Source organism: Flavobacterium phycosphaerae (assembly GCF_010119235.1).
In the GTDB taxonomy this organism is placed as follows: domain Bacteria; phylum Bacteroidota; class Bacteroidia; order Flavobacteriales; family Flavobacteriaceae; genus Flavobacterium; species Flavobacterium phycosphaerae.
The window spans coordinates 445,592-459,480 of record NZ_JAAATZ010000001.1 but is presented as its reverse complement, the minus strand read 5'-3'; the positions used below and the strand labels follow the sequence as shown (position 1 = coordinate 459,480).

General features: G+C 38.4%; 18 protein-coding genes and 1 pseudogene. 5 read left to right on the top strand and 14 right to left on the bottom strand.

The window, feature by feature from the left end:
* Positions 1 to 32: 32 nt before the first annotated feature.
* Complete coding sequence (locus GUU89_RS02020; protein ID WP_162126364.1) at positions 33 to 1,094, top strand: mannose-1-phosphate guanylyltransferase; 1,062 nt, start codon at positions 33 to 35, stop codon at positions 1,092 to 1,094.
* 27 nt (positions 1,095 to 1,121) lie between these two features.
* Here the strand turns inward: GUU89_RS02020 and GUU89_RS02015 are convergent.
* The 7 genes and pseudogenes from GUU89_RS02015 to GUU89_RS01985 all read right to left on the bottom strand — a co-directional run bounded on the left by GUU89_RS02015 (position 1,122) and on the right by GUU89_RS01985 (position 6,843).
* A pseudogene (locus tag GUU89_RS02015) lies at positions 1,122 to 1,885 on the bottom strand (ABC transporter ATP-binding protein).
* The gene (locus tag GUU89_RS02010; RefSeq protein WP_162126363.1) at positions 1,885 to 2,631 is read right to left on the bottom strand and encodes an MlaE family ABC transporter permease; all 747 of its coding nucleotides are present in this window, start codon (positions 2,629 to 2,631) and stop codon (positions 1,885 to 1,887) included. The pseudogene GUU89_RS02015 and the gene GUU89_RS02010 overlap by 1 nt, the downstream one beginning before the upstream one ends.
* A 109-nt stretch (positions 2,632 to 2,740) precedes the next feature.
* Positions 2,741 to 3,589 (bottom strand): glycosyltransferase, encoded by an 849-nt coding sequence (locus GUU89_RS02005; protein ID WP_162126362.1) that lies wholly within the window; start codon positions 3,587 to 3,589, stop codon positions 2,741 to 2,743.
* Positions 3,590 to 3,701: 112 nt separating this feature from the next.
* On the bottom strand, positions 3,702 to 4,340 hold the full coding sequence (locus tag GUU89_RS02000) for a WG repeat-containing protein (protein WP_162126361.1): 639 nt from the start codon (positions 4,338 to 4,340) through the stop codon (positions 3,702 to 3,704).
* 365 nt (positions 4,341 to 4,705) lie between these two features.
* Positions 4,706 to 5,230, bottom strand: coding sequence for a class I SAM-dependent methyltransferase (locus tag GUU89_RS01995; protein ID WP_162126360.1), 525 nt, complete (start codon positions 5,228 to 5,230; stop codon positions 4,706 to 4,708).
* Between the two features lie 45 nt (positions 5,231 to 5,275).
* Positions 5,276 to 6,334, bottom strand: coding sequence for a 3-oxoacyl-ACP synthase III family protein (locus GUU89_RS01990; protein ID WP_162126359.1), 1,059 nt, complete (start codon positions 6,332 to 6,334; stop codon positions 5,276 to 5,278).
* Between the two features lie 122 nt (positions 6,335 to 6,456).
* Positions 6,457 to 6,843 carry a group III truncated hemoglobin gene (locus GUU89_RS01985; RefSeq protein WP_162126358.1) on the bottom strand — a complete coding sequence of 129 codons (387 nt, stop codon included), beginning with the start codon at positions 6,841 to 6,843 and terminating at the stop codon, positions 6,457 to 6,459.
* A 371-nt stretch (positions 6,844 to 7,214) separates the two neighbouring features.
* Between GUU89_RS01985 and GUU89_RS01980 the strand changes: the two genes are divergently transcribed.
* On the top strand, positions 7,215 to 7,940 hold the full coding sequence (locus GUU89_RS01980; RefSeq protein WP_162126357.1) for a hypothetical protein: 726 nt from the start codon (positions 7,215 to 7,217) through the stop codon (positions 7,938 to 7,940).
* A 131-nt stretch (positions 7,941 to 8,071) separates the two neighbouring features.
* On the opposite strand, the gene GUU89_RS01975 is transcribed toward GUU89_RS01980, so the two are convergent.
* From GUU89_RS01975 to GUU89_RS01960, 4 genes are all read right to left on the bottom strand, one after another.
* Positions 8,072 to 8,575, bottom strand: a complete 504-nt coding sequence (locus GUU89_RS01975) for an SRPBCC family protein (RefSeq protein WP_162126356.1) — start codon at positions 8,573 to 8,575, stop codon at positions 8,072 to 8,074.
* Positions 8,576 to 8,651: 76 nt separating this feature from the next.
* On the bottom strand, positions 8,652 to 9,080 hold the full coding sequence (locus tag GUU89_RS01970) for an SRPBCC family protein (RefSeq protein WP_162126355.1): 429 nt from the start codon (positions 9,078 to 9,080) through the stop codon (positions 8,652 to 8,654).
* A gap of 10 nt (positions 9,081 to 9,090) precedes the next feature.
* Complete coding sequence (locus GUU89_RS01965; protein WP_162126354.1) at positions 9,091 to 9,570, bottom strand: DinB family protein; 480 nt, start codon at positions 9,568 to 9,570, stop codon at positions 9,091 to 9,093.
* Positions 9,571 to 9,609: 39 nt separating this feature from the next.
* The gene (locus GUU89_RS01960; RefSeq protein WP_162126353.1) at positions 9,610 to 9,921 is read right to left on the bottom strand and encodes an EthD family reductase; all 312 of its coding nucleotides are present in this window, start codon (positions 9,919 to 9,921) and stop codon (positions 9,610 to 9,612) included.
* A gap of 122 nt (positions 9,922 to 10,043) precedes the next feature.
* Here GUU89_RS01960 and GUU89_RS01955 point away from each other — a divergent pair, with 122 nt between their 5' ends.
* Genes GUU89_RS01955 through GUU89_RS01950 form a run of 3 tightly spaced genes read left to right on the top strand, consistent with a single transcriptional unit; the run spans position 10,044 to position 11,314 of the window.
* Positions 10,044 to 10,775, top strand: coding sequence for a GlxA family transcriptional regulator (locus GUU89_RS01955; RefSeq protein WP_202924429.1), 732 nt, complete (start codon positions 10,044 to 10,046; stop codon positions 10,773 to 10,775).
* Positions 10,757 to 11,047 carry a helix-turn-helix domain-containing protein gene (locus GUU89_RS14760; RefSeq protein WP_202924475.1) on the top strand — a complete coding sequence of 97 codons (291 nt, stop codon included), beginning with the start codon at positions 10,757 to 10,759 and terminating at the stop codon, positions 11,045 to 11,047. Before GUU89_RS01955 ends, GUU89_RS14760 begins: the two co-directional genes overlap by 19 nt.
* 27 nt (positions 11,048 to 11,074) lie before the next feature.
* Entirely contained in the window at positions 11,075 to 11,314 is a 240-nt protein-coding gene (locus tag GUU89_RS01950) for a hypothetical protein (RefSeq protein ID WP_162126352.1), read from the top strand.
* A gap of 61 nt (positions 11,315 to 11,375) precedes the next feature.
* On the opposite strand, the gene GUU89_RS01945 is transcribed toward GUU89_RS01950, so the two are convergent.
* The 3 genes from GUU89_RS01945 to GUU89_RS01935 form a co-directional block, all read right to left on the bottom strand.
* Positions 11,376 to 11,825: a hypothetical protein gene (locus tag GUU89_RS01945; RefSeq protein ID WP_162126351.1), complete on the bottom strand. Its 450-nt coding sequence runs from the start codon at positions 11,823 to 11,825 to the stop codon at positions 11,376 to 11,378.
* 174 nt (positions 11,826 to 11,999) lie between these two features.
* Positions 12,000 to 12,386 (bottom strand): hypothetical protein, encoded by a 387-nt coding sequence (locus tag GUU89_RS01940; RefSeq protein ID WP_162126350.1) that lies wholly within the window; start codon positions 12,384 to 12,386, stop codon positions 12,000 to 12,002.
* Between the two features lie 121 nt (positions 12,387 to 12,507).
* Positions 12,508 to 13,806, bottom strand: a complete 1,299-nt coding sequence (locus tag GUU89_RS01935) for an Ntn hydrolase family protein (protein WP_162126349.1) — start codon at positions 13,804 to 13,806, stop codon at positions 12,508 to 12,510.
* Positions 13,807 to 13,889 lie beyond the last annotated feature (83 nt).

Below are 13,889 nucleotides of genomic sequence, written 5' to 3'. Positions count from 1 at the left end.
TTTGTACCTTTGTGGCTTAGTACTTCAATACCATGAATAAAAACTATTACGCTATATTAATGGCCGGTGGGGTAGGCTCACGCTTTTGGCCGGTAAGTACCACCGATTTCCCGAAACAGTTTCACGACATGTTGGGTTCGGGAGAAACATTAATCCAAAAAACATTTAGCCGCTTGTCGCAATTGATTCCGACTGAGCATATATTGATTCTGACTAACGAACGCTACAACGATTTGGTCTTAGAGCAATTGCCTATGGTGAAACCGGAGCAAGTGTTGTTGGAGCCTGCGATGCGTAATACCGCTCCGTGTATTTTATATGCTTCGTTGAAAATACAAAAGGAAAATCCGGATGCCGTTATGGTAGTGGCACCGAGTGATCATTGGATAGAAGATGAAGCGGCCTTTTCAGAGAACCTGCAACAGTGTTTTGACTTTTGCCAAAAAGAAAATGCCTTGATGACTTTGGGTATTCAACCAACGTTTCCTAATACCGGTTTTGGGTATATTGAGTTTGATAAAAGCGATTTGAATCCGATTAAGAAAGTAAATCAGTTTAGAGAGAAGCCTAATTATGAGACTGCCAAGTCGTTTTTAGAAGCGGGGAATTTCCTTTGGAATGGTGGTATTTTTATTTGGAGTGTCCAATCGATTACCGAAGCTTTTGCTAAGTTCCAACCTCAAATGGACGCTTTGTTTCAACAAGGAATGGAGAGCTATAATACCCCAAATGAAAAGTCATTTATTGAAGCCCATTATGCCAAAGCCGAAAACATATCTATTGATTATGCGGTAATGGAAAAGGCGCAGAATGTTTACGTACTGCCGGCTACTTTTGATTGGAATGATTTAGGGACCTGGGGGCAACTGCATGAAAAACTTGAGAAAGATGAGCACAACAACGGCGTTATCAATGCCAAAGTAGTTATGGAGAATGCTTCTAATAATATCATCCGTTCGGATGCCAATAAGCTAATTGTTGTTGACGGTTTACACGATTATATCATTGTAGATAAAGAAGGCGTTTTATTGATTTACCCTAAAAGTAAAGAGCAAGACATCAAGCGAATAACGGCTATGGCCAACGATTTATAAAAGAAAAGGAGCCATCAGGCTCCTTTTTTATTCTTCTTTATTTTGTGCTTTTCTTATTTTTTTGAAAAGATTAGACGAATAGACGAAGTCGGTAATGGCTTCATTATCCGTTTTGAAGATGTCTTTTTTGGTGCCTTCCCAAGCCAAGATACCTTGTTTCAGAAAGACTATTTTTTCTCCAATTTCCATAACCGAGTTCATGTCGTGCGTGTTGATTACGGTGGTGATGTTGTACTCTACCGTAATTTCATGAATCAGGTTGTCAATGATAATGGCTGTTTTAGGGTCGAGGCCTGAGTTAGGTTCGTCACAAAACAAGTATTTCGGGTTGTTTACAATGGCCCGGGCAATGGCCACCCTTTTTTGCATCCCCCGGAAAGCTCTGAAGGCTTTTTGTGGTGAGCGTTATCTAAATTTACCCTATGAATTACAAAGTCGACGCGTTCTTTTACTTCGGCGGCTGTTTTGTTGGTGAACATCTTGAGTGGGAAACCCACATTTTCCTCCACCGTCATGCTGTCAAACAAGGCACTGCCTTGAAATACCATCCCGATTTCGGTACGTAAAGCTCTTTTTTCATCATCAGTCAGTTTGGAATAGATACGGCCGTCAAAAGAAATGGTTCCTTTCTCGGGGGTGTGAATTCCTAGTAAGCTTTTGAGTAATACGGTTTTCCCCGAACCACTTTGCCCAATAATCAGGTTGGTTTTACCGGTCTCAAAGGTGGTCGAAATACCTTTTAAAACTTTGCTGTCGCCAAATGATTTCTCGATATTTTTAACTTCTATCATTAGGTAAGGAGTAATTGGGTTAATATATAATTGCTCAAGATGATGGTCACAGCCGTCCAAACGAAGGAAACCGTACTGGCTTTCCCCACTTCTAACGCTCCACCTTTCATATAATAGCCGTGAAAAGACGGAATGGTAGCCAACAGCAAAGCAAACACGAAGGTTTTGATAAAGGCATAAGCAATATGGAAAGGAATAAATTCCTGCTGAATTCCGGTGATAAAGTCGTTACTCGAAGCGAATCCGCCATACACGGCTGCCATCCATCCGCCAAGAATACCCAAAAACATACTGATGCCAATAACGAAAGGGTAGAGTAGTAAGGCAATTAGTTTTGGGAAAACCAAATAGTTTAAGGAGTTAACTCCCATTACTTCCAACGCATCAATTTGCTCGGTAACACGCATGGTTCCTATGCTGGAGGTGATGAACGAACCCATCTTACCCGCCATGATGATTGAAATAAACGTAGGGGCAAATTCCAAGATTACGGATTGTCTTGTGGCAAAACCGATGAGGTATTTCGGGATTAATGGATTGGTAAGATTTAAAGCGGTTTGAATAGAAACCACCCCTCCCACAAAGAAGGAGATGAAGCAAACAATTCCTAGGGAATCTATAATTAAATCGTCAATTTCTTTTAAGATTAGTTGTCTCATAACCGACCATTTGGTGGGTTTGTTAAAGACTTCTTTCAGCATCAAAAAGTATTTTCCTATTTGAGATAAATAGCGAACTAGCATCATAGCATCAAAATATTGTCAAAAATAGTTATAATTAATTTGAAAATAGGCCAATTTGGAAATTTGAAAATGACTTAGTTCTAAATTGGGACTCTTTTATAGCCTCACCGTTTTAAAATACCTTTTCTTTCATCTTTTTCCAACGATAGTTGCGGATGAATTGAGCTTGTTCTGTGGTGACTAATAGGGGTTCTTTAGCGGCCTGGGCTTTCCGGAATCCTTGGATGTAATCAAGGAAAAGTAACGGTTTGCCTTTGCGCATGGCCAATTTTAAAGAAGCAATAGCCGTAATAAAAAAACCGTACCCCAAGCGGTAAAAAGCTTCTCCCTGTTTGTAACGACTGGCTTTGTTGTAGTTGGCTCCGGTGGGTTTTAAGTGTTTTACCTGTAAACTTAAATCGGTCACTACTTTCCAGTTATAGAATTTGCAAAGCAGTTCGTCTACCGTGTCCCAGCCCATAGCGGGTTTTAACCCTCCGATTTGTTGGAACGTTTCTTTTCGATAAGCCTTGAAAGCGCCTCTGATGTGGTCTTTATCCGTTAGGTTTTCCAGTAGCCAAGCTCCGTTTTTTTCGATGTAGGCAAACCCACCTGCCATTCCGATGCGTTGGTCGGATTGAAAATGATGGGCAATGGTTTCAAAATAATTGGGAGGGAAAATCAAATCGGCATCTGCTTTTACGATGAAATCATACTGGTCGTCTAAGGTTTCCAAACCCTTTTGAAAGGCCTGAATGACTTTACTTCCGGGCAGGTGTATGGCGTCAGAGGTTTTATTGACCAAACTAATGAAGGGGTATTTTTCAGTAAAGCTCAAAACGATTTCGGCGGTGGCATCCGTAGAGTTGTCATTGACGACTACCAGCTTTTTGGGTAAAACCGTTTGCTCTACAAGGGATTGAAGTGTTACTCCAATATGTTTTTCTTCATTGTGTGAAGGGATGACAATATAATAGTTCATTGTTGACTTTACTTAACCGAGTAAAAATAGCAACTTTGAACGCATAAAAAAAGGATTTCTCGAGAGAAATCCTTTCCAAACATGAAGTATATAAAAACAATCTAATCCTAACTTATTCTGCGCTGGCCAAAGAAGTCGTTTTCTTTTTAGTGAACGCTTCAATGTTATCATACACTACCGGAATAACTTCTTTACCTGTTTTATCGATAAAGCCCAGTTTCTCTTTTCTGTCTTTTACTAAAGCCCAGTTTTTTCTAACGTCATCAAATTTAGAGACTTCAACATATTTTACCGGAACTACAATGTTTCCTTCTTTGTCGATGAATCCTTTCAGACCTTGACTTTCAACAAGAGCCCATTCTTTAGAATATTCTCCGAATGAACCAATTTTGTCATATACCGGTGGTACAATTTCTTTACCGGCTTCGTTCATAAAACCGTATTTGCCGTCTTTTACAATCAAGGCCCATCCGGCATTGTAATTATCGTAATTTTCAACAGTTTGGTACTTAGGTTCTACAACGATTTTACCGCTTTTATCAACAAATCCGAACAAATTGTTCAATTCAACTTTAGCCCAGTTTGGATGCATCTTGTCAAACTCATCAATCGAAGTATATTTTGGCGGAACAATTTCAATTCCCGACTCATTAATAATTCCGAATTTCTCATCAGATTTAACAATAAACATTTTTTGACCAAACGAAAAAGTTGCGACAGTCAACAACGAAAAGGTAAATAATTTCTTCATAATAATAGATTTAAGGGTTATGTTTTATTTCGAGTCAAACATAGTAAGATTACCGATTAAGTGACAAATAAAATCGATGAAATGCATCTTTTTTGTTAAAAAGTAGGTTTTTAGTAGTTATAAAACTTACAAATGTCACTTTTTTTATTCGGCCAAATTTGTCCAAATCGGCTTTTATTTTTTGATTTAACAAAACTGAATTATCGTCAAAAAATTAACAATTTGGAATCTCGTTTTTTGATTCTTGAAGAAGACTGAAATTCATGCGGCTGAAATTCAATTAGTTACCAATAAAAGCTTCGTAAAGGGTCAAAAAAAATCATCCCGGAGGATGATTTGGTATAAAAAAACCTAAAAATGGGGTTTTATTTTATCTTTTCGGCATACACCATATAATATCTTGGGGTGAAATACCTTAACAAAGGACGGAACCCTAATTTCTTAACCGGATGCGTGAACTTTTCGCGGGCTATGATTTTCCAACCGGTTTTTTCCAATAGCCAGTCTAATTGCCAATCTTCAAACTCATGGTAGTGTCTGTCCCACATATCGGTCTTGCTGCGGTAAGCCGGTGAGAACCATAAGCGCAACGGAATTGAGATGAATAGCTTATCGGCTTTTACGTTTTCTAATATAGTATAAGGGTTCAATAAGTGCTCAAATATTTCAAAAGCAGTCACTACCGTATAACTTTCGGACTGTAGGTTGCTTTGGTCATTGTCTAAATCTTCGCCTTTGGTGTTCTTAACAGTATAGCCGTTGTCTTCCATGATTTTGGAAAACGGATTGGGAACACCCAGGTCTAATATGGTTTCCGTAGTGGGAATGTGCTTTTGCAGAAAGGCCAGCGTAAGGTTGAAGCGTTTGCTTGGGTATGTCTTCTCGTACATGAATTAAAAGTGCAAAGTTATAAGGCTGCGAAGGTACAAACTTTATTACATTCTGTATACAATAGCATTTACGTTCATACCGGCTCCTACTGAGGCAAACATAATGACATCGCCTTTGGTTAAGCTTTGGTTTTCTATTTGTCCTTTGATGAGTGAATCGTATAAGGTAGGCACAGTAGCTACGCTGGAGTTGCCCAGTTTGTGGATGCTCATCGGCATAATGCCTTCGGGAGGTGTTTCTTTATAGAGTTTGTAGAAGCGCTGTATAATGGCTTCATCCATTTTTTCATTGGCCTGGTGAATGAGGATTTTTTTAACTTCCTTAATGTCAATCCCGCTTTGGTCTAAGCACTCTTTCATGGCTTTGGGCACTTGGTTCAAGGCGAACTCATATATTTTTCGTCCATGCATTTTAATATAGCGCACATCGGGGTCGTGGGTTTTATTGAAGGAATTGCCAAAGAACAAATAGTATGCCTCGTCATAAGTAAACGTAGCGGTTTCATGTGCTAAGATACCGCCTTCCTCTTCGGTAGCTTCCAGTATGGTGGCTCCCGCACCATCAGAATAGATCATACTGTCGCGATCGTGCAAGTCAACTACTCGTGAAAGGGTCTCGGCGCCAATGATTAAGCATTTCTTGGCCATACCGGCTTTGATATAGGCTTGTGCTTGAATTACGCCTTCTACCCAGCCCGGGCAACCGAACAACATGTCGTAGGCCACACACTTAGGGTTTTTGATTCTTAAGTTGTATTTGACTCTGGTGGCTAAACTGGGCACCAAATCGGTTTGAATAGCGCCTTTACGAACGTTGCCGAAGTTATGGGCAAAGATGATATAGTCTATGGTTTCCGGGTCTACGTTAGCGTCTTCTATGGCTCTTTGGGCAGCTAGGGTAGCAATGTCCGAAGTCAGCAAATCATCCGTCACATAGCGGCGTTCCTGTATACCGGTTATTTCCAAAAATTTTTCGGCTACTACATCATTAGGATGCGGAAACGGGGTGCCGTCATCATTTAAGAAAACGTGCTGTGCAAAATCTTTATTGGAAACTATTTCGGTGGGAATGTAGCTTCCGGAACCGGTTATTTTGATATTCATATCTTTTACTATTACCTTACTAAATTAGTATTAAAAACAATTACGGATTCTAAAATAGGCAACTAATTGAAAACTATTGTGAATAATTTAAAAAAGAAGCTTTATTATTATTGAACTACTAATTAAACTTCTTTTTGCTGTGCTATTTTAATCTGCATGATGGTAGATAAGTTGTGGGCCATATTTTTCATGCGTTCACAGGTCATTCCTTCAAAGTTTTCGTTGATGGCCGCTTCAAAGTGGTGGAGCCAAATGTCAAAATGTTCTTTGGTTAACGGCGACAGTTTATTTACATCTAAATGAATTTGGCTAAGGTTGTTGAAATACCCACCGGTGCCCAACAGGGATTGCGACCAAAAGCTAACCAGTATTTGCAGGTGTTCTTCGAGCTTGGTGTGTATCGGAATTACCTCGGTAAAAATATAACTGATGCGTTCGTCGGCAAATAGTTTTTTATAGAATTCGTCTACTATTCTGTAGAGGTCTTGCGGGGTTTGTATATCGTTCATGAAAGCTTTTTTTGAAAGTACAAAGGTAGTAGATAGGGGGCGGATAAGAATGATATATATCATATATAGCCGTGCCTTTTTGCTTAACTGTAACTATAATGTGTCAAGGTGTTTGAAACGGGAGGATATGTCGGGGATTTGTTTTATGAGGTGGGTAGTGATTTGTAAGGGGTGTGTGCGATGTGTGTGCGACGTGTGTACGATGTGTGTGCGATGTAATGGAAGTAACGACGGATGCAAATTGCCTACAACCCGAGGTCAACCTGTAGACACTGTACCTTAGTAGGCCATGAAACTGGCATAGTTTGTGAAGTAATCCCCAATATAAAGGCTGAACTACAGCCGAAAGACTAACTTTGAAACAGCATAGTATGGCACAACTACAGCGCAAGCAGCAATTAGAAGGGGTGATAGGTCCTTTTTATATTCGGGAATTGAATGGGAAAACGATAATGCAATCTCGTACTATCAACCCCAGACAAAGTAAGGGTACCCGTGCCAGCGGGCTTAGTTTTAGTTATGCGGTGAAACAGTCTAAGGCGGTTCGGCAGGTTTTGCGCCCGTTGTTGGAGGCGGGTACTGACCCGTATGCCAGTCAGCGGTTGACCGGAGCGTTGCATCAGGCATTTCATTTTCCGCAGGGGTATGAGGAACCGTATACTTTGTTTACGGCCGATCTTAGTGCATTGGTTGGGTTTGAGTTTCACCAGCGTTCCCCACTGAGGCCTTTGTTACCATTCACTTTTCCGTTTGAAGTAACTGATGACGGTTGTTTGTGCTTGCCTGCTGTAGAGGTGGCGGCCGTACCTACTAAATTACTCCCTGATACCAGAAGCTCTTGTGCTTTAGTGTTTATGGTAGCTTCGTGGGCTCCGAATGTGGGGGATAAGGCGGCTACTGCTGTTTTTAGTTTTGAAATGCACCGACATATCCCAACGGCGATGGCCCTACAAACTGATGCTTACCCCGAGGGCACCCGACTCATAGTGGCAGCACAGTTGCTGGTATGGAATGGTTGTACGGTGCTGGGGGATAAAAATTACTGTAACAGTAAAAGTTTTAACCCGGTGCAGGTAGTGTTTACTGGGGTTGTGTAGGGGGATTTCACTATTAATTTAGGAGGATGAGGATGTTGAGTAAGGTTTCATAAAAATTTTTTACGGAAAATCTAAATTGGTTTTAAGTGATAACCGTTAATGTAGTAAACCGTTTTTGGTGGTTCGTAATTTTATTTATTCGGCAATCCCCATTTTAAAACTAATTCAGCATTCAATCCACCTTCTTTTCCGTTAGGTTTTCCTATGCCTTTTTCAATAAAATCTTTTAGACTTCCTTGGATATAACTGGTCCAAGCATCGTTACAAACATTGTAACATTCGTATTCGGGGACTAACCCTTCGTGAGTAAATACTATTTTGGTTTTGTTAGCTTCTGTCGACAGATCAAAAATCAGTTTAGTATTGACCCATTCTGTTTTGTCTTTTGTAAAGTTAAATTCATTATCGATTACTTGATAAATTATTTTTTTATCGGTAATCATTTCCATGAGTTTGATTTTGCATAAATGCACGTCTTTGTAATGATAAAAAAAAGTTTCTCCCGGCTTATCAGTATTGCCTTCAATTTCTTCTGACCACCAACCTCTGAAATTTGTAACAGAATTAAATGCACTTGAAATGTCTTTATCCACTATAATGGTAGTAGTATAATTTTTATTGGATGTATTTTTCATTTTTATTTTTTATATCAGTTATTTTAACGCAACACAAGAAAGCAATGCCAGTATTAAATGGATGGAATTAGCTATTTTATTGGAGATATTCACTCAGATTTTCCATATATTGTGTCCAGGCGCTTGAGCAACTACCATAACATTCTATTTGAGGCAGTAAACCGAGGTGTGTGAATGTTATTTTTGTTTTATAGTCAATTTTTTCAATGTCGAAACAAATTTTCGTTTGAGCCCATTCATTAGTGTTTTTTAAGTATGAAAGATTACTTTCGGTGACCAACCAAACTATTTTTTTGTCGGGAACCAGTTCTATTAATTTTTGATGAGAATAATGCATACCATCGCCTGCTCTAAAGGAAAACTCATCGTTAGTTTTTTTGCTTTCTCCCTCAATGGTTTCGCCAAATATACCTGCCCACCAATTTTTCGGATTGATTACATGTGCAAATACTTCGTTGGTGGTTTTTGAAGTGGTAATGCTGAATTGGAAATTTTGATTTATCATAACTGTTTTTTTAGTTTAGTAGTACAATTTGTCCTGAGTGGTATTGTAAATGAGAGGTTCTTGTAATGATGATGTTAAGTTTGTTGCGATGCGGTTCTTTTGCAAAATCTTCTTCAGAAACAGCAGTATGTTTTTCAAACCATGCTTCGGGTTTCATTTCCTCAAATTTTTCTTGAAGGTAGCTGTTTTGTTTTTCCCACATACTTCTCAAATCAGCAGCTGTCGGCGTTTGAGTTGTACTGTCATCTGCTTTTTTAATAAAAGGTTCGGCTAGTTCCGGAAATAATTTTTCGCCCATATCTAACAGATTCAGCATATCATCGTGTACTGCAATAAGATGTCCTAACAGATAAGTTCCTCTGTTTTTGCCCGGGGCAATTTCTTTTTGCAATTGTTCATCGGTTAGTGCATTTAGTTGTTTGTTTAAATTTACGATAGAGCCATTCCATCTGTCGATTACCATTTTTACTAATAGTTCTGTTGTTCCCATTTTTTGATTTTGTTGTTAAGAGTGAATTTCTTTGATGAATTAAATTTCCTTGGTGTTGTATAAATAAATTTGTACTTCTTCATTAGAAGCTAAAATCTTTCTGTCTGCAGCACATTGTTTTCCTATTTCAGATTGAAATGCATTCATCATCTCCTCCATTGAGTTAAAATATAAGTTTGCCACACGGTGTATTTCAGTATGGCCAGTGGTTGAAATAATCTGCCCGTCGTTTATTTCATATTTAATCAGACCCGGCAATTGTTTTGCTAAAGGGACATGAGTCTCAAAGTAATGTTTTTCAAAAAAAGCCACATCTTTCGGGATGTTGTAGATTACTGTCATTTTTACCATTTCAATACTATTTTATTTTACAAAGGTAATGACCGGAATACACTATAAAATAGTGTTATTTAGACATAATAAAGGGTTGATTTGGACAAAGGTTTTGCTTAGTTTTGTATCAAAAAGAGGAAATGAAACACTTGAGTATACTAGTTCCGGACGAGCAGACCAATATGAGTACGATTGCCTGCATAGTGGGGGCATACCAAATATTTAGTGAAGCCAATAATTATTTGGCAAGAAAAAATGAAAACCCCATTTTTAAAATTGAGTTGGTTGGCGCTACAAAGAATGATTTTTTGAATAACAACCTACTTTCCATAAAGCATCAAGTTACTATTGATGAAATAGCTAAAACCAATCTTGTGGCCATTCCTGCCTCTTTAATACGCGATTATGAAACGGCTTCTAAAAACAATAAGCGGTTAATAGATTGGGTAACGCAACAATATAAGCATGGTGCAGAAATAGCAAGTATGTGTGCCGGTAGTTTTATGTTGGCTTCTACAGGAATGCTGGCGGGAAGAACTTGTTCTACCCATTGGGCTCTATCTGAAGGGTTCAGAGAATTGTATCCGGATGTAAACTTGCAAACCGACCAATTAATTACTGATGAAAACGGAATTTACACCAATGGAGGAGCTTATTCGTTTTTAAATTTGTTGCTGTATTTGGTTGAAAAATTTTATGACAGACAAACTGCCATTCATTGTGCAAAATATTTTCAAATAGATTTGGGTCGAAGCTTACAAGCCGAATTTTCAATATTCAGCGGCCATAAAAAGCACAGTGATGATGTGATTTTGATAGCCCAAAATACCTTGAAGAAAACTATCAAGACAAAATTTCTGTTGAAAAATTAGCCGTAAAATTAGGTCTTAGCAGAAGGAATTTAGACAGAAGATTTATAAAGGCAACAAGTTTTACACCACTTGATTATTTGCAAAGAGTAAAAATTGAAGCGGCCAAAAAAATGTTTGAAACTACTCGTAAAACGGTTAGTGAAATTATGTTTGAAGTAGGTTACAACGATGCAAAAGCATTTAGGGATGTATTCAGCCGTATAACCGGTTTATCACCTTTAGATTACAAGTCAAAATACAACAAGGAAAGTCAAACTGTTTTTGGGTTATAGAGCAGACAGAATGACTGTCGGTTTGTCGTGGCTTCGTGGGCTACGGATGTGATGTCGAAATCGATTACTGCTGTTTTTAGTTTTGAAATGCAACCCCATGCCCCGACAACGATAACGTTACAAACCGAGCCTTACCCCGAGGGCAGCCGACTCATAGTAGCAGCGCAGTTGCTGGTATGGAACGGTTGTACGGTATTAGGGGATAAAAACTATTGTAACAGTAAAAGTTTTAACCCGGTGCAGGTGGTGTTTACGGGGGTGGTGTAGGGGTTGGTAGGAGTAAGTTGCTGATGGTTGTTACGTGAAACCGGTGTAAATGGAAGTTTAATTATATACTGTTAAATGAATCAATTATTTTTTTTAGTTCTTCACTACCACAAAGTTCAGTTGCCAAAAAATCATAATCAAGGTAAATATATTTACTGTCGTTTCCTTTTTTTATCATTAAATAATACCCTTTAATAGTGTCGGGACAGTTTTTTCTATAACAACAATTTTGTGTGGTTTGGATTAGATTCGCAGTTAGGTATTTTTGGATTGTCTCAATCTCTGTTTTTTTTTCAGAAATGTCAATTCTTGTATAATTCTTGTATGCAGGAAATTTAAATTTCAATTCTTTTCCCAAAAATATTTCATTACTTATTTGATTACTCTGATTAGAAAAATCAAAGTAAGTAATCGTAATTCCGTCAGGACGATCAACCAGCTTTTCAGGAAGTTTTTGGCTGTATACGGAGAGAAAAAATAGGTTTAATACCAAAATTAAATAATACTTCATGTTTTTGTTTTTAGTAAAGTGTTTTTGAAAATTGCAACTAACGCATTAATTAACAAAACAAAATCTTTTGCGTTCTGTCATTTTGAGAATAAGATACTGATTGTTTTTTGAGTTTCTAAAGTAAGAAAAAAATAGTACTTTATTTGGAGGATGATGGTAATAGTTTACCAAAAATTAGTTTTGTTCCCATAAGGTTTTTAAATAGTTTTTATCTCCTAAATTGAAGCAATTATCTCCTTCTTCTTTGATGTGAGCCCCATTAACTCTGAACACTCTTTTTGAACCGTTTTTCAGATAAACATCTACCCAATAGTGCACTATGAACTTATAAATTCCGCTTTCCGGTGCCTTATTAAACGTAACAATAAAACTTTTCGTTTGCCGGGTAGTTAGTCTTTTTGCAGTTGATTTGGCCAAAGAACTGTTGCGAATTTCTATGTAATTGATCTGATTAAAGTTTAATGTGTTTTTGTTTAAATTGGTTTTAGCTTTTATTTGACCGTGCGATACCATGAAGGCCAAAATAAAAATGGTTGATGTGACTATTTTTAATTGTTTCATGTCCTAGGGATAGCGGTTTGTTGTAAAGATATATAAATTTCCTTTCGGTTTGTTTAGGTGAAATTAACTGCATTCGTTGTGATAAACGTTTAGCTGGTCATCTTGCTTTTGTTCCGTTACTTTAAAAAATAGTGTAAAGTCCCCAATAGGCAAACCAACCTATCAAAATAAGGAGGGCTATATGGTTTGCGGTCAGCAGTAATTTAGAAAAGACAGACCACGTCTTGGTTTGGATGATTTTCCAATAGGTGATAGCTAACGGGATGATGAGGAACAGTACCAGAAAAGGCACATAGGCCATGATGTTTTGAATGGTGAAAACGTAATCTTGATAAGGGACGGGGTTATAAAAAATACCCACGTTTCTAAATAAGGAGTACATATAAAAGGCCATAAGCATACCCAAAGGAAACCAGGTTATTTTCACCCAGGCATGGGGTGTTGTTTTTCGGGTTCTGATGAAACTGACTAAAAAGTATAAAGAACTAAAGATAAACAGCCCGCCACAAAGCAATAAAAACAATTCCAACCCAGGGGTGTTTTGCGGCACTTTATAGCTCAGCATTTTTTGAAATTCCGCGTTGGGAGGAAATAGTTTGGGGATTTCAAAAAAGTGGTCGCCTTTGGCCAGTTCTTCTTTCAGGTTGTAGTGTATGGCCTTGGTATAATCGTGATAGAAATAGAGGGTAATGTTTCCGGTTTTTAAGTCCCAGTTAGAGGAAAGTAACGTGCCGTCGCCTATCTTTTTGCGGCAAACGTGCATGGAGTCGGATAAGGCTTTGCAAAACTCGGGCGTAGTGTCTACTTTGGTGTTTAACAATTCAACGCCTTTGCGGTAGCGGTCCAGTTTGTTGGCGTAAGTAGCATCGGTCACCGAGGGACAGAAATTGGATAAAACGTAACGGGCTTCGTTGCCCAGTGTCATGGTGTAGGGTTCCACGATTAAGTACCGCCCTGATTTTTCGATATAAATAAATACATCCTGCAGAAAAAAACTATGATTGTATTGGCTGATGTAGCGTTTGACTTCCTCTACGGTTTTGCAGGTGTGTAAAATGTCTTTTAAATAACTGCATTCGTTGGGGATGGGTTTTTTACGACTCATATCCATTATGTTAGTTTGGGGGGTGGCGGTAGCCAGACGAGAAAACGAAAGACCGGCTTCGTTCATCCCGGATTGGGGCGCGTATCCATGAACACCGCTTATTCTACCTCCTGAAAAGGCAGCACCATAAGTACCGGGTTGGACAGCGTTTTCAAACCAAATTCGGGGAGCGGTATAATAGGCATCAAAGTTGGTCCCGACAATCGTTTTGTTTCCGATAGTTATTTTATACATGCTACACGTATATCCGTTTGAATAGGAGAGTAGTAAAAAGAACAGGGTCAGTACTGTTTTGAGGAAGTTGCTTTTTATCATGAGGTTAGGGTTGTTTTTTATACAACGGAAAAAAGTACTAAAAATTGTCTGTTTTATAAATGTTTAGGGTTTGAAGTCCTTTT

Excerpts from the sequence above, each read along its gene's own strand:
- GUU89_RS01955 (WP_202924429.1), top strand. The coding sequence starts at position 10,044 with ATGAAACACTTGAGTATACTAGTTCCGGACGAGCAGACCAATATGAGT.
- GUU89_RS01965 (WP_162126354.1), bottom strand. The coding sequence starts at position 9,570 with ATGGGAACAACAGAACTATTAGTAAAAATGGTAATCGACAGATGGAAT.
- GUU89_RS01985 (WP_162126358.1), bottom strand. The coding sequence starts at position 6,843 with ATGAACGATATACAAACCCCGCAAGACCTCTACAGAATAGTAGACGAA.
- GUU89_RS01975 (WP_162126356.1), bottom strand. The coding sequence starts at position 8,575 with ATGAAAAATACATCCAATAAAAATTATACTACTACCATTATAGTGGAT.
- GUU89_RS01960 (WP_162126353.1), bottom strand. The coding sequence starts at position 9,921 with ATGGTAAAAATGACAGTAATCTACAACATCCCGAAAGATGTGGCTTTT.
- GUU89_RS01980 (WP_162126357.1), top strand. The coding sequence starts at position 7,215 with ATGGCACAACTACAGCGCAAGCAGCAATTAGAAGGGGTGATAGGTCCT.
- GUU89_RS02005 (WP_162126362.1), bottom strand. The coding sequence starts at position 3,589 with ATGAACTATTATATTGTCATCCCTTCACACAATGAAGAAAAACATATT.
- GUU89_RS01935 (WP_162126349.1), bottom strand. The coding sequence starts at position 13,806 with ATGATAAAAAGCAACTTCCTCAAAACAGTACTGACCCTGTTCTTTTTA.
- GUU89_RS01970 (WP_162126355.1), bottom strand. The coding sequence starts at position 9,080 with ATGATAAATCAAAATTTCCAATTCAGCATTACCACTTCAAAAACCACC.
- GUU89_RS01945 (WP_162126351.1), bottom strand. The coding sequence starts at position 11,825 with ATGAAGTATTATTTAATTTTGGTATTAAACCTATTTTTTCTCTCCGTA.
- GUU89_RS01995 (WP_162126360.1), bottom strand. The coding sequence starts at position 5,230 with ATGTACGAGAAGACATACCCAAGCAAACGCTTCAACCTTACGCTGGCC.
- GUU89_RS02000 (WP_162126361.1), bottom strand. The coding sequence starts at position 4,340 with ATGAAGAAATTATTTACCTTTTCGTTGTTGACTGTCGCAACTTTTTCG.
- GUU89_RS02010 (WP_162126363.1), bottom strand. The coding sequence starts at position 2,631 with ATGATGCTAGTTCGCTATTTATCTCAAATAGGAAAATACTTTTTGATG.
- GUU89_RS01940 (WP_162126350.1), bottom strand. The coding sequence starts at position 12,386 with ATGAAACAATTAAAAATAGTCACATCAACCATTTTTATTTTGGCCTTC.
- GUU89_RS02020 (WP_162126364.1), top strand. The coding sequence starts at position 33 with ATGAATAAAAACTATTACGCTATATTAATGGCCGGTGGGGTAGGCTCA.
- GUU89_RS01990 (WP_162126359.1), bottom strand. The coding sequence starts at position 6,334 with ATGAATATCAAAATAACCGGTTCCGGAAGCTACATTCCCACCGAAATA.